Below are 13,614 nucleotides of genomic sequence, written 5' to 3' on the forward strand. Positions count from 1 at the left end.
AACGTAATGAACGTCATGGAAACGATGCAATCCAGCCTTACGAAGCTGATTCAAGGTCAAGATCTGAGCCGGGAGGAAGCGCGCGGGGTCATGCAGTCCATTATGGAAGGCCAGGCAACCCATTCCCAAATCGGGGCGCTGCTTACGGCCTTGAGAATGAAGGGGGAGACGGTCGAAGAGATCACCGGCTTCGCCGAGGCGATGCGTGGTGCGGGCGGGCGCGTCGTTACCGAGCGAAACCAGCTGCTGGATACATGCGGCACCGGAGGATCCGGGATTCATAAGTTTAACATTTCTACCGTATCCGCCATTATCTCCTCCTCGGTTTCGGTCAGAGTGGCCAAACACGGCAACCGCTCGGCATCGGGACGGGCGGGCAGCGCCGATGTGCTCGAGGCGCTGGGCGTGAATATCCACTTGACGGCAGAGCAAGCGACAGCCTGTCTGAATGATATCGGAATTTGTTTCCTGTTTGCCCAGATCTATCACCCTTCGATGAAATATGCCGCAGCTCCTCGCAAAGAGCTCGGGGTTCGAACCGTATTTAACATGCTGGGGCCTTTGACAAACCCGGCCGGCGCAGATCGGCAGATGCTCGGGATATACGATATGAACAAAACGGAAACCATCGCACAGGTGCTTAAAGAGCTTGGTTTAAAGCGGGCCATGGTGGTAACCAGCCATGACGGCTTGGATGAAATTAGCATCTCTGCACCTACGCGCGTATCCGAGCTTCGTGGCGGAGAAGTCCGAACGTATGACATTCATCCGCATGACCTGGGACTGTCGGTTCATCCGATGAGCGATATTCTGGGCGGCGATGCAAAAGAGAACGCGGCTATCATCGGATCCGTGCTGCGCGGTGAGCGCAGTGCTTATCGGGATATCGTGCTTGCCAATGCCGGTGCCTGCATCTATGTGTCTGGGCTTGCGGATAGTTTGGCCGAAGGTGTGCAGCGCGCTGCGGGAGCGATCGATTCAGGGCTGGCTCAGTCCAAGCTGGAGCAGCTGATCTCAAGATCGGGGGAAATGAGTTATGTATCTTGATCGAATAGTAGAAACGAAACGTAGAGAAGTTGCTCAGCTGCGAGATACATTCAGCATCTCGGAGGCAGAGAGGCAAATAGCGGATTTACCGCCGACTCTCGGCTTTGGGAAGGCGTTGTCGACGGGGCGTAAACGCAGCATGGGGTTAATTGCCGAGGTGAAGAAGGCTTCGCCGTCCAAAGGGCTAATTCGTCCGGACTTTGATCCGGTTATGATCGCCAAAGCATATGAGGCAGCCGATGCCGACTGTCTTTCCGTGCTGACCGACAAGGACTATTTTCAGGGTAGTGGAGAGTATTTGAAAGCGGTAAGGGCGGCCGTCAACATTCCTTTGCTGCGGAAGGATTTCATTATCGACGAGACTCAGATTTACGAGGCGCGACTGTTAGGTGCGGACGCGGTTCTCTTAATAGCGAGCATACTGGAGCCTGAGCGGATTGCGGAGTTTATAGACATCGCCGGCTCGATTGGCTTGGATAGCCTGATTGAGGTCCATGATGGACAGGAGCTGGAATCGGTTCTTGGGCTGGGAACAGCTCAGCTGATCGGAATAAATAACCGCAATCTGCGGACCTTTGAAACATCGCTGCAGACAACAGCCGATATCGCGGCACAAGTACCGCAGGGAATTACCTTGATCAGCGAAAGCGGAATATCAGGTCCAGCCGATATTTCCTACTTGCATTATGTTGGGGCACATGGTGTTCTGGTAGGGGAGCATTTCATGCGCCAGCAGGACGTGTTCCGCGCGGTAAACGATCTAATGGGACCCTTGCCGATCGCTGCAGACGTAGAATAAAGGGGATATTGGGTGATGAGTACAGCGCTAAAAATATGTGGACTTCAAAGCGTTGAAGTGCTAAAATCTATGATAAACTTACCTGTGGATTATATCGGATTCGTATTTGCCAAGAGCCGGCGGAAGGTATCTCCGCAGCAGGCTGCACAGCTTATGCAAGTATTGCGGGAATGGGATCATAACAAGATTCCCGCCGCTGTCGGCGTCTTGGTTAACCCTGATTTGAATGAGCTGGAAGAGCTTCTACGAGAAGCAGCGCTCGACATCGTGCAGCTGCATGGTCAGGAATCGCCGCAATTTTGCCGGGAAGTGAAGGAGCGCTTCCCGGTTTCCGTTTTTAAGGCGATATCGATCGGGAGTGACCGCCCGGAATCGGAACGTCTGTCAGCACTGGATCCGTATGCGGGCTGCATCGACGGATTGCTGATCGATACGTATGATCCGGTGTATGGCGGAGGTTCTGGCAAGACATTTGCCTGGGATCTCATCCCACCTTACCAGCAATGGGCGAAACGGCAAGGGATCCCCTTGTTTGTAGCCGGCGGATTGGATTCGGATAATGTATCGCATTTAATAGGCCAATACGCTCCCTACGGCGTGGATGTATCCAGCGGCGTTGAGAGCGAGCCTGGCGTGAAGGACATAAACAAAGTGATGGCATTCATAGAAAGGGTGAAGGGGAAATGACACAACTTCCTGACCGTAATGGACGTTTTGGAGTGTTTGGTGGCCGGTTTGTGCCGGAAACGCTCATGAACGCTTTAATAGAGCTTGAACAAGAGTATATTCGCTTTTCGGAGGATCCTGCCTTCAAAGAGGAGATCGCTTATTTGCTTAAACAGTATTCCGGACGGGAAACGCCCTTATATTATGCTGAACGACTCAGCAAACACCTCGGCAAGGCTAAAATTTATCTGAAGCGGGAGGATTTGAACCACACAGGCGCCCACAAAATCAACAACGCCATTGCTCAAGGCGTGCTAGCCAAGCGTATGGGCAAAGGCAAGGTCATTGCCGAAACGGGCGCCGGGCAGCATGGAGTTGCCACTGCAACCGTAGCCGCTCTGCTCGGTCTCGAATGCAAGGTGTTCATGGGCGAAGAGGATACCAAGCGGCAGCAGTTGAATGTATTCCGCATGAAAATGCTCGGAGCCGAAGTGATTCCGGTGACGTCGGGAAGCCGAACGCTGAAGGATGCCGGCAACGAGGCGCTTCGCTACTGGGTCAGCAACGTTGAGGATACCTTCTATGTGCTTGGTTCCGCAGTAGGTCCGCATCCGTATCCGATGATGGTCCGGAACTTCCAGCGGATCATCGGTGACGAGACCCGCAAGCAGATTCTGGAGACGGAAGGAAGACTTCCAAACGCGATTCTTGCACCAATCGGGGGAGGAAGCAACGCGATCGGCATGTTCTACCCGTTCCTGGAAGATAAGGAAGTCGGTCTAATCGGTGTCGAAGCGGCCGGGAAAGGGATCGATACCGATTATCATGCGGCCACCATGTCCAAAGGGACCCAAGGCGTATTCCAGGGATCGATGAGTTATTTGCTTCAGGATGAGTATGGACAGGTTCAGGAGGCACATTCCATTTCTGCCGGTCTGGATTACCCCGGCGTTGGGCCAGAGCATTCCTACTTAAAAGATATTGAGCGCGTGCAGTATGTGCCTATAACCGACCAAGAGGCATTGGATGCCTTGCAGCTCTTATGCCGAACGGAAGGCATCATTCCTGCGCTGGAATCGGCGCATGCCGTGGCGCAAGCCGTAAAAATGGCCTCCGCGTGGACTGAGGACGATATCGTCGTCATTAATTTGTCCGGTCGCGGTGACAAGGACGTGGAGTCCATCATGGCTTACACGGGAGGGAAATCCGAATGAACCGAATTGACCAGACCTTTGCGTTGTTGAATCAACAAAACAAGACGGCCCTGATTCCTTATCTGACCGTTGGGGATCCGGATGTGAAAGCGACGCTGGATATCATACATGAGCTTGAAATGGCGGGAGCCGACATTATCGAACTCGGCGTTCCTTATTCTGATCCCCTCGCCGATGGCCCGGTCATCCAGCGTGCTTCCGAGCGTGCCCTGAAGAGCAAGGTGAACATCCGCACTTGCATGGAGACCGCGCGCCTGGCGAGAGAACGAGGCAGTAAGCTGCCGTTCATTCTGTTCACCTATTACAATCCGGTTCTGCAGACCGGACTGGATGTGTTCTTCGAAGAAGTGGTAAGGCATGATATCAGCGGGCTGATTATTCCAGATCTGCCGGTGGAAGAATCCGAAGAGGTTCGGAAACGGGCTCATGCTGCGGGCGTTCACCTGATTCCACTGGTGGCACCTACTTCCCATGAGCGGATTGCGAGCATCGCTTCGGAAGCGACCGGCTTTGTGTATTGCGTATCCTCGCTTGGCGTGACAGGCGAGCGCAACGATTTTTATGCAGGAGTGGAGTCATTCCTTGAAACGGTGAAGCAGTACAGCAATGTGCCCATCGCGATTGGTTTTGGCATTTCGTCCGGCGAACAGGTTGCCAGATTCTCTAAAATCTGCGACGGCGTCGTTGTTGGCAGTGCCATAGTACGTCAGATCGAGTCTACTATTCCCCTCCTTGAGAAGGAAGAGACAAGACAGCAGGGACTTTTGCAAATCAGGGAGTTTGTGGCACAATTAAAGGGATAGTGTTGTGTTTAAGCAGTTATGAAAGGTGAGGCGAATATCGAATGAAACCGAAAGCGCAAATTGTTAATCTTCCTGTATATCAACCCGGGAAGCCCATCGAAGAAGTCAAAAAAGAACTAGGCCTGGATGTGGTCATTAAGCTGGCCTCCAACGAGAATCCGTATGGCTGCTCACCGCGCGCAACCGAAGCCATTACCGCTGAGCTGGCAACGCTCAGCCTGTATCCGGATGGAAGTTCGGCCGATTTAACGGCGGAGCTTGCTGATCAGCTTGGTATTGAACGCAATCAGATTATTTTCGGATGCGGATCCGATGAAATCATCGCCCTCATTATTCGTGCGTTCCTGGAGCCGGGAGACGAAACCATTATGGCCGATCAGACCTTCTCGGTGTATAAAACGAATGCGGATATTGAAGGTGCGACAAGCATTGAGGTGCCACTGGTTAACGGGAAGCATGATCTGCCGGGCATGGCAAAAATCGTTACGGACAAAACCAAAATCATTTGGGTGTGCAATCCGAATAATCCGACCGGAACCATCGTTTCCGAGAACGAGCTGGTATCTTTCCTGGATGAAATCCCTGCTCACGTGATGGTTGTGCTTGATGAAGCTTATTATGAATATGTAACGGACGCTTCGTATCCGGCCAGCATCAAGTTAATGGAACGTTATCCGAATCTGGTCGTTCTGCGTACCTTCTCCAAAATATACGGCCTGGCTGCTCTTCGCATCGGCTACGGCATCGGGCAACCTGAGGTTATCTCCTTGATTAACCGAGTGCGTGAGCCGTTTAATACAGGACGCCTGGCCCAAGTGGCCGCGAAGGCCGCCTTGAAAGATCAGGAATTCGTAGCTAAATGCCGTCAATTGAATGCTGAGGGAATCACTTATGTGCAGCGGGAGTTTGATCGTCTTGGATTATCCTATTTTCCTGCGAACGGGAACTTCATCATGGTGGATGTGAAGAGACCAGGCACCGAAGTGTTCAAATCCCTGCTGAGCAAAGGCATCATCGTACGTCCGGGTTTTGATGTTTACCCGAACTATATTCGCGTAACCGTTGGCTCTGAAGAACAAAACAAGGCTTTCATCGGCGCATTGGAACAAGTGCTCCAAGATGTGAATGCTCCAGCTTGATCTAATAACATAACAATAATCGCAGCTTGAAACGAGTGAGAGAGAACATGACCATGCAAATTTCTATTTTCGGCGTCGGCTTGATCGGCGGTTCGTTAGCATTAAACTTCAAAGGTAAACCAGGCATAACCGTTACCGGTTATGCCCACACGCAGGAATATGCCGACCAGGTAATCGCCAAGGGCGTTGTCGATAAGGTTACGCTTTCGGTGGAAGAAGCTGCCCAGGACGCGGACGTCATATTTTTGTGCGTTCCGGTAGGAAGTCTCGAGATGTACATAAAACGTCTGAGTGAATTGCGGCTTAAACCCGGATGCATTATTACGGATGTAGGCAGTACCAAAGCAAGTATTGCCGAATGCGCATCCCAACTTGCCCTTAAGGATGCCTATTTTATCGGTGGACATCCGATGGCCGGCTCGGAAAGATCCGGTGTCGGCGCTGCCTCCACCGTCTTATTCGAGAATGCATATTATGTGCTTACTCCGCCGGATGATGTCCCTCAGGAGAAGCTGGACATCCTTGTGGAGCTTCTGTCATATACGCGTGCTCACATTGTAAAAGTGGAGCCAAGGCTGCACGATGAGATTGTTGGAGCCATCAGTCATCTGCCTCATGTGATCGCAGTGGCCTTGGTGAACCAGATCAGCTCCTACAATGACGATAATCCGTTGTACCGTACGCTGGCTGCAGGGGGCTTTCGGGATATTACCCGTATCGCGTCCAGCGACCCGGTCGTTTGGCGGGACATTCTATTAAATAATCGCAATGTCATGCTGCCGCTGTTACGAGACTGGAACGAAGGAATCCAGCGATTTATGGACATGCTGGAGTCGAAGGACGGGGCTGCTATTGAAGAGGCTTTCCGCAGAGCGGGGGAATTCCGCAGCGTGCTGCCGGAGCGAAGGAAGGGAATGATCGTTCCCCAATATGATTTGTATCTGGACGTGCCTGACCATCCGGGTATCATTGGCCGCATAGCGACGGATTTGGGGACGAACAGTATCAACCTCAGCAACATGCAGATTATCGAGAGCCGGGAAGATGTGCCTGGTGTGATGAGGCTTTCCTTCCGCAATGAAATCGAACAGGAGCGGGCGAAAGAGCTTCTGCTGTCGCAAGGACACTCGGTGTACCAGTAATTTTCCGGTTGTTTTTAAACAACCGGAAATAAATGCGTTTTCAGTGTTGACAAAATGAAAACGTATACATATAATAAAAGTACAGTATGGTTTCTCTCCACTCCTATCCAAAATATTGCACTGTGTGCAACCGCCTTCAATGTTGAAGGCGGATTTTTTTTGTCTTTTTTCCTATCCGTGGCAAAGCTGCTGCCACAAACCTGAACTTTTCTCCAATATGTGCTATAATGCTAGAGTGCTAGTGTAGAAGATTTGGGGAAATTGCCAAATACATAGAATAGTCAGACATCTTGTGGCGTAACTATATATGGTTTGACGGTACTTTTGCACAAATCCTTGAACATTGCATCCGGAGGGAGATGTAATGGACAGGGAAGAGGCACCGGATGGTGAAGGAGGAACGAAAAATCATATGACGGATTCCCAACTAATCCAAGAAATTAAGCAAGGCAATACCGAACTTTATTCCGAATTAATGCGGCGTTATCAGAGAAAAATATTAGCATTTGTCTATCATATGTTAAAAAGTTCGCACATGGAGCTTATGGCTGAAGATTTATGCTCGGAAACATTTTATAAGGCATTCCGGAGTTTGCACTCATTCCGGGAAGTGGATGCATCCTTCTCGACCTGGCTCTATACCATAGCCCGCAACACCGTTCTCAGCGAACTGCGCAAGCATCGGAGCGGCACATTGCCGCTGGAGGAGAGCGGGGTCGTGCCTGTGGCTCCGCTGGAGGTTGCTCCGGAGCAGGCAATCCTACGCAGTGAACGAGTACATATGGTAAGGGAAGCAATTAATAATTTGCCGGAGAAACAGAGATCGGCGCTGATTCTGCGGGAATATGATCAACTGGATTATCAGGAAATCGCGGATATTTTAGGTCAAAGCGTCAGTTCGGTTAAGTCATTGTTGTTCAGAGCTCGCGGCAGTGTCAAAATTCAGCTCGAACCCTATTTTTATGAGCCGGTTATTGAGGATCTGAGAGGGATGAAGAACAGATGACTTGCGATGAAGCCCAAGAGCTGATGGAAACTGTCTGGGATTTGCCGGACAATGATCTGCGGCGACAACGGCTGATAGCACATGTTCAAACCTGCAGCTCGTGTGCAGCGGAGTACGAAATGTGGGTGGAAAGCCAGAACATGGTTCACGTTCTGGAACATGAGATCCCCGACATGGACGCTGAACAGATCAACCGCAACGTGATGGACCGCATCTATCGGGATTTCCCATGGTTGGTGGAGGAAACGTCTAAGAGTCGGGCGGTAAGCCGAGTGTTCCGCAAGCGGCTGACACTTATGATTGCCGGTTTTTTAGCTCTGTTTGTATGCAGCTTCGTTTATTTTGCAGCAACCGGCAATCAGCCGGAGCCAGTTCCGGAAGCGGTAACGACAGGGATCATTCCTACGGGGGTGGCTGATACGGCCCAAACCCTGAACTCTCAGGACGATTACAAGATTCCGAAAACCAACAGCGGCATTATTGATCCTTTTGTGGTTGATATGAGCCCGACCCAGCCAGAATATTGGATGATACTATCCCTATTGGGCATTGGATTCGCCATGTTTTTCCTGAAAAAATTAAATCGAGTCAGAAGATAAAAAAGAGGTTAGGATGGAGGAGATGCGGCATGCAAATCGGCTTGGTTCGTCATGGTTTAACGGATTGGAATGCGTTAGGCAAAATCCAAGGTCAAACGGACATTCCACTGAATGAGGAAGGTCGTCGTCAAGCCCGTTTGCTTGGGGAACGACTACTGCAGGAGCCATACCGGTGGGACTTTGCCGTTAGCAGCGGACTTTCCCGTGCTGAAGAAACCGCTAGGATCATCTCGTCCATGCTGAACATTCCATTGATGCCGCCCGATGACCGTTTGCGCGAGCGCAAGTACGGTCAGGTGGAAGGTCTGACAGCGGAAGAACGTGAATCCCGGTTCGGTGCCGATTGGCACCTGCTCGATTTGGGACAGGAGACGGATCTGGAGCTTCAATCCAGGGGGCTTGTCTTTTTGGATGATATGTGGCATAAACACCCAAACGCTAATATTCTGGTTGTCAGCCACGGTGGTTTTTTAGCGCAGCTCTACAAGCTGGTGTGCCGCGGCGTTCTAAGCGAGCGGATCGGCAATTTGTCGCTCACCGTCCTGGAGAGAAAAGATGATGACTGGTCGCCCCTGCTGTTTAACTGTACCAAGCATCTGTTGACAAAACAGTCGTAACATGGAGATTCATTAATGAAGTAAGAGCCTTCCCCGCGGGAAGGCTCTTTTTTGGTATTAGGATGAAGTTTTACGCTTGCGCTATTAAAATAAACCGATGCTGCTGCACCTCGAAATAGCCCTTGGTCCGGATTTCCTGATGAATCTGATATAAAGGCTCAAGGTACCGTTCCACCGTGAAATCGGGAATCTGCCAGGGAATCGCTTGCAGGTAATAGACCAGTGCACCGATGTCATAAAACCGTTGCGGTGAAAAGGCTTCCCGGCTGAAGGTGACGTTGAAACGGTGATCCTGCAGTTCTTGGACAGCGGTTGCCAGATCCCAATGCGCGAACTCTTCATTTAACGGAACGCCAAACCATTCGTTGATTCCATAACAGTCGGTTCCCCCAGATTGCTGGGTTATGAACACGCCCTGATCGTTAAGAATTCTTTGGATTTCCGCTGCGGAATAGGACTCGTGCTGATTGATGATCAGATCAAAAAAATGATCCTTCAAAGGCAGCGAGGAATCCTCTTCAAAATAGACGACTTTTACGCCAAGCGGCTCAAGTTTTTGTCGTGCAATCGGTACGTTTGGTTTATACCCTTCAGTGGCATAAACCGTTTTCGGCAGTGGATGAAGGGAGGATAGGAACTCTCCTCCGCCTGTCCCCATATCCAGCATCGTAGCGGCATCTCGCATGAACGGAATGACCATGCTGCCTAAAGACCAGGGGAGGGCATGGGACTGCATGCGGCCTGATGCTGTAATTCGCGAGAAGTCCCATCCTGAAAAATGTTGATCGATATCTTGAATTAAGGCCATAAACGCTGTATCTTTTATCATTTCACATAACCTCCAAGCTTTTATTAAGAGTGTTGTTTCATTGTTGAAAAGCTCTTAATGGAGGTCCACGGATTCGATTCGCACCTAGTTATATTTCATGTTCTGGGGTTCTCATGATCCTATCCTCCTGTAGTGATTCAATCATTTCCTTCATATTAAGCGGTTTTTTCATTTTATTTAGAAGTAATTCATCATAAGCGAAATCTCTGCAGCAATCAGTAAGTATTCTATCATTTAATAAGAGAGCATAGTCATTTCTATATACAAAAAAAATAAAAAATATTTCGTTAAACCGAAGTGTATCAGGTATCAAATGTCCAAAACCTTCCCATAATGGTTGTAAAACGGCGAGGCGATGGAAGATGAATCTAGCGGATATGCTCACATATGCCGATATTGGACAGCTTAGCAATATAGCGAATCACTATGATTGTGACGCTAAGCGGAATTCAAAGCATGAACTGATCCAGAGTATTCTGTCCAAGCTCGGACGCAGAGAGTTTTTCGAGGAGCAGGTCAGCAGCTTGTCACCAAGCGATTTGCGTTTTCTGAACAACCTGGCATTTGACACCCGAACAGGCTATAGCCTGGAAGAATTGACGGCTGCGATCCGTCATTCGGCGGAATTGGAGGAGAAAGAGGAACAAGCTTCTTCAAACAAGAAAGCTGCCGCCGCCAAAACGGAAAGTCCGCGTGAGGCGGTCGCACGTTATCGCCGAAGCGGCTGGTTGTTTAACGGCTTTACCCATTCCACCAAGTACTTGTTTCAAGTGCCTTCGGATATGAAGGAGCGGTTTCGTGACGTGCTGCGTGAACGGCTTCATCAAAATCTGGAGCGATTAAGTGATGACCCGGAAGTGTACCGGGATGAGCAGGGGCTCGCCGCAGAAGATCTCATGCTGATTCTTAAATACGTCGGCAGACATGATATCGAGTTGAATCAGGAAGGATTCATGTATAGGCGAAATCAGCAGCAGCTCATGAGTACACTGCATATTTCCGAGCCATTGATTACCAAGGGAGCGTGGAGGTTCGGGTATGGACGCTCGTGCATTGAATATCCCGATCGCTTTGCGCTGCTGTACGATTATGCTTACGCTAAAAAATGGATCAGGGAAAACAACGCCCGGTTGATCCTGACTGAAAGCGGAACTGCGCTTATGGAAGAAGGAAATCAAGTTAGCGTGATACAGATATTCCGCTTTTGGTTAAGACTTTATAAAGGCGCAATTCCCAATATCAATTCTCTTGTATACTGGATCAGTCAATGCGCAAGAGATTGGGTCACCGCAGCCTCTCTTTACGAATCGCTGGGCTGGCTAATCCGTCCTTTCTATTATGACAGTCCACAAAATATTTTGGAGCAGCGGATTATCCGCATGCTGATGCATTTGGGGATGCTCAGAATAGGAGAGAGCCAGACTATGGGGACTACGTACAAAATGACGGCGCTTGGCTTGAAGGCCGCGGAAGCCGGCTTACATATCAGCGATTCGAATGATTTGATTCTCTAGGTTGTTTGGTTACATTCGCAGCAGCCGCAAAAAGTTTTGGAAGTAGAAGCATTTAAAGGGAAAGAATATAAGGAATACGCAAATTTAGTTTGGAGGTGCATCCTAATGGATAAGATGAAGGTTACTTACGAGGTTATGTTAGGTCTGGCGGCCGAAATGGTGTGGGACGAAGCATTGCGCAAGCATCGGAGTGAAGAGCTGTATAAAGAAATTGACGAAGCGCTGGCTTCCGGCGACGAAGTGGCTTTCCGAAACCTGACGGATGAACTGAGGACTTTGAATTGAAGAAATGCTTTATCGCATTTCTTCTTTTTTTTGCTTTACCCGCCCTTGCACTCGTATAATGATAACGAAATGATGATGAGTGAGCAGAAAGGATGTACCTTGCATGAAATTTAGTGAAGTGGACGAGCAGACTTGGCCGGAACTTAAACCTTTTTTTGATACCTGCCTGATTCCGTTTACCGGATTATCGGGTATGGAAACGCCGTGGGAGGCGACAGCTGCGCTTGAACGGCTGCGGGATTTTATGGATTTGGCTGAAATTCCGTTTAAGGGAAGATTGGTTACATATCCTGCTGTACAATATGGAAATACTGAAGATATAAAGCTTCTAAATGAAGTTTGTCACAATGTCAAATCCAGCGGGTTTAAATTTGTTGTTATTATGACTGCGGATGTTGAGCTCTCCAAAGAGGATGTGCCTGATAGCACGCTGGTCCTGTCCCGGCGCAGGTTGGAAGGCAGCGAAGGCATCCCACTGTCAGCCATCGTTGCCGGGCAAATCAGTGAAATGTGGCAGCAGGAAAGCTGAGTCTAAATGTGACAAAAAACCAACAATTTATGAAAGGGCTATTGGAAGCGAACCCAAATTTGGGGTTCAAATTCTTGACGGTCTTGGGAGCCTAAGATATTATTAGTATGTCCTAGTAAGTCGTGTGATTTTAATCATTGATGACACTTAAGAACGGTTGACAAAGGGGGTTGAACACAGAATGAGCAGCAACCACAATGACGAGCATGAAGAATCGCACAATCCACCCCGACAGAAAGAGATGTCCCGCAGACAATTTCTTACATACACGTTGGGCGGTGCCACAGCTTATATGGCTGCTGGAGTAGTTTTGCCAATGCTTCGCTTTGCCGTTGATCCGATTCTTCAAAATAAAGAAGAAGGGTCTTTTGTAAAGGTCGCGGAAGAGAGCAAAATTACCAACGATCCACAGGAATTCCATTTCGAGCTCAAACAGCAGGACGGCTGGTACAACAGTACAGCTACTTTGACGGCGTGGATTCGTAAGAACGATCAGGGTGAAATTGTAGCGCTTTCACCGATCTGTAAGCATTTGGGATGCCTTGTTGGATGGAATAACAACAAAAATTTCCCTGATGAATACCACTGCCCTTGCCACGGTGCGCGTTATACACCGGACGGTAAGAACCTGGCAGTAGCGCCGAAGCCGCTTGACCAGTACGAGACGAAAATCGAGAACGGCTGGATTTACCTCGGCGCCATCGTGCCAAATACCGTAGTTAAATAGGAGGCGTAGATTCAGATGTTGAAGAATGTCTACAACTGGATTGATGAACGTCTCGATATCACGCCGATTTGGAGAGACGTTGCAGACCACGAGGTACCGGAACACGTAAACCCGGCGCATCATTTCTCCGCGTTTGTGTACTGTTTCGGCGGCTTGACGTTTTTTATCACAGTCATCCAGATTCTGTCGGGGATGTTCCTGACGATGTATTATGTACCGGATATCATAAACGCTTACAACAGTGTTGAGTACCTGCAAACGCAGGTTGCCTTCGGACAGATTGTCCGCGGTATGCACCACTGGGGCGCAAGCTTGGTAATCGTGATGATGTTCTTGCATACGATGCGCGTGTTCTTCACCGGCTCTTACAAAGCGCCGCGTGAAATGAACTGGGTTGTTGGTATGCTCATTTTCTTTGTTATGCTCGGTCTTGGTTTGACAGGTTACCTGCTGCCATGGGATAACAAAGCTTACTTCGCTACAAAAGTTACATTGGAGATTGCGAACTCCGTACCTTGGCTTGGACCTATCATTAAAGAATTGCTGCAAGGCGGTACGATCGTAGGCGCCGAAACGTTGACGCGTTTCTTCGCGATTCACGTATTCTTCCTTCCGGCTGTCCTTCTTGCTCTACTGGTAGGACACTTTATCATGATCCGCAGACAAGGTATTTCCGGTCCACTATAAGAAGAAGGGAG

General features: G+C 49.5%; 16 protein-coding genes. 15 read left to right on the forward strand and 1 reads right to left on the reverse strand.

The window, feature by feature from the left end; all coding sequences use genetic code 11:
• Window positions 1-6 precede the first annotated feature (6 nt).
• The 10 genes from trpD (at window position 7) to MKX98_RS11810 (ending at window position 9,032) form a co-directional block, all read left to right on the forward strand.
• A complete protein-coding gene (gene trpD / locus MKX98_RS11765) occupies window positions 7-1,047 on the forward strand; it encodes an anthranilate phosphoribosyltransferase (protein WP_339223085.1) in 1,041 nt (346 codons plus the stop codon).
• Window positions 1,037-1,846: an indole-3-glycerol phosphate synthase TrpC gene (trpC, locus tag MKX98_RS11770; protein ID WP_194541941.1), complete on the forward strand. Its 810-nt coding sequence runs from the start codon at window positions 1,037-1,039 to the stop codon at window positions 1,844-1,846. Before trpD ends, trpC begins: the two co-directional genes overlap by 11 nt.
• 12 nt (window positions 1,847-1,858) lie before the next feature.
• Complete coding sequence (locus tag MKX98_RS11775) at window positions 1,859-2,533, forward strand: phosphoribosylanthranilate isomerase (protein WP_194541942.1); 675 nt, start codon at window positions 1,859-1,861, stop codon at window positions 2,531-2,533.
• On the forward strand, window positions 2,530-3,726 hold the full coding sequence (gene trpB / locus MKX98_RS11780) for a tryptophan synthase subunit beta (RefSeq protein WP_071218400.1): 1,197 nt from the start codon (window positions 2,530-2,532) through the stop codon (window positions 3,724-3,726). The genes MKX98_RS11775 and trpB overlap by 4 nt, the downstream gene beginning before the upstream one ends.
• Window positions 3,723-4,529, forward strand: coding sequence for a tryptophan synthase subunit alpha (trpA, locus tag MKX98_RS11785; protein ID WP_194541943.1), 807 nt, complete (start codon window positions 3,723-3,725; stop codon window positions 4,527-4,529). Before trpB ends, trpA begins: the two co-directional genes overlap by 4 nt.
• Window positions 4,530-4,570: 41 nt before the next feature.
• A complete protein-coding gene (gene hisC, locus MKX98_RS11790) occupies window positions 4,571-5,668 on the forward strand; it encodes a histidinol-phosphate transaminase (RefSeq protein ID WP_339223089.1) in 1,098 nt (365 codons plus the stop codon).
• Between the two features lie 47 nt (window positions 5,669-5,715).
• Window positions 5,716-6,810: a prephenate dehydrogenase gene (locus tag MKX98_RS11795; RefSeq protein ID WP_194541945.1), complete on the forward strand. Its 1,095-nt coding sequence runs from the start codon at window positions 5,716-5,718 to the stop codon at window positions 6,808-6,810.
• 412 nt (window positions 6,811-7,222) lie between these two features.
• A complete protein-coding gene (locus MKX98_RS11800) occupies window positions 7,223-7,816 on the forward strand; it encodes a sigma-70 family RNA polymerase sigma factor (protein ID WP_194545129.1) in 594 nt (197 codons plus the stop codon).
• Window positions 7,813-8,415, forward strand: coding sequence for a zf-HC2 domain-containing protein (locus MKX98_RS11805; RefSeq protein ID WP_194541946.1), 603 nt, complete (start codon window positions 7,813-7,815; stop codon window positions 8,413-8,415). The genes MKX98_RS11800 and MKX98_RS11805 overlap by 4 nt, the downstream gene beginning before the upstream one ends.
• 29 nt (window positions 8,416-8,444) lie before the next feature.
• Window positions 8,445-9,032: a histidine phosphatase family protein gene (locus MKX98_RS11810; RefSeq protein WP_194541947.1), complete on the forward strand. Its 588-nt coding sequence runs from the start codon at window positions 8,445-8,447 to the stop codon at window positions 9,030-9,032.
• Window positions 9,033-9,102: 70 nt separating this feature from the next.
• Here MKX98_RS11810 and MKX98_RS11815 read toward each other — a convergent pair whose 3' ends face one another.
• Complete coding sequence (locus MKX98_RS11815) at window positions 9,103-9,861, reverse strand: class I SAM-dependent methyltransferase (RefSeq protein ID WP_194541948.1); 759 nt, start codon at window positions 9,859-9,861, stop codon at window positions 9,103-9,105.
• 362 nt (window positions 9,862-10,223) lie between these two features.
• Between MKX98_RS11815 and MKX98_RS11820 the strand changes: the two genes are divergently transcribed.
• The 5 genes from MKX98_RS11820 (at window position 10,224) to MKX98_RS11840 (ending at window position 13,603) form a co-directional block, all read left to right on the forward strand.
• A complete protein-coding gene (locus MKX98_RS11820; RefSeq protein ID WP_194541949.1) occupies window positions 10,224-11,375 on the forward strand; it encodes a hypothetical protein in 1,152 nt (383 codons plus the stop codon).
• A 105-nt stretch (window positions 11,376-11,480) separates the two neighbouring features.
• A complete protein-coding gene (locus MKX98_RS11825; protein ID WP_006209497.1) occupies window positions 11,481-11,660 on the forward strand; it encodes an IDEAL domain-containing protein in 180 nt (59 codons plus the stop codon).
• A gap of 103 nt (window positions 11,661-11,763) precedes the next feature.
• Window positions 11,764-12,189: a DUF2487 family protein gene (locus tag MKX98_RS11830; protein WP_220685833.1), complete on the forward strand. Its 426-nt coding sequence runs from the start codon at window positions 11,764-11,766 to the stop codon at window positions 12,187-12,189.
• A 181-nt stretch (window positions 12,190-12,370) separates the two neighbouring features.
• Window positions 12,371-12,916, forward strand: a complete 546-nt coding sequence (locus tag MKX98_RS11835) for a ubiquinol-cytochrome c reductase iron-sulfur subunit (protein WP_015734548.1) — start codon at window positions 12,371-12,373, stop codon at window positions 12,914-12,916.
• A gap of 15 nt (window positions 12,917-12,931) precedes the next feature.
• A complete protein-coding gene (locus MKX98_RS11840) occupies window positions 12,932-13,603 on the forward strand; it encodes a cytochrome b6 (RefSeq protein WP_006209500.1) in 672 nt (223 codons plus the stop codon).
• Window positions 13,604-13,614: the final 11 nt, after the last annotated feature.

The sequence above is a fragment of the Paenibacillus sp. FSL W7-1332 genome (assembly GCF_037969785.1).
Taxonomy (GTDB): Bacteria; Bacillota; Bacilli; order Paenibacillales; family Paenibacillaceae; genus Paenibacillus_AQ.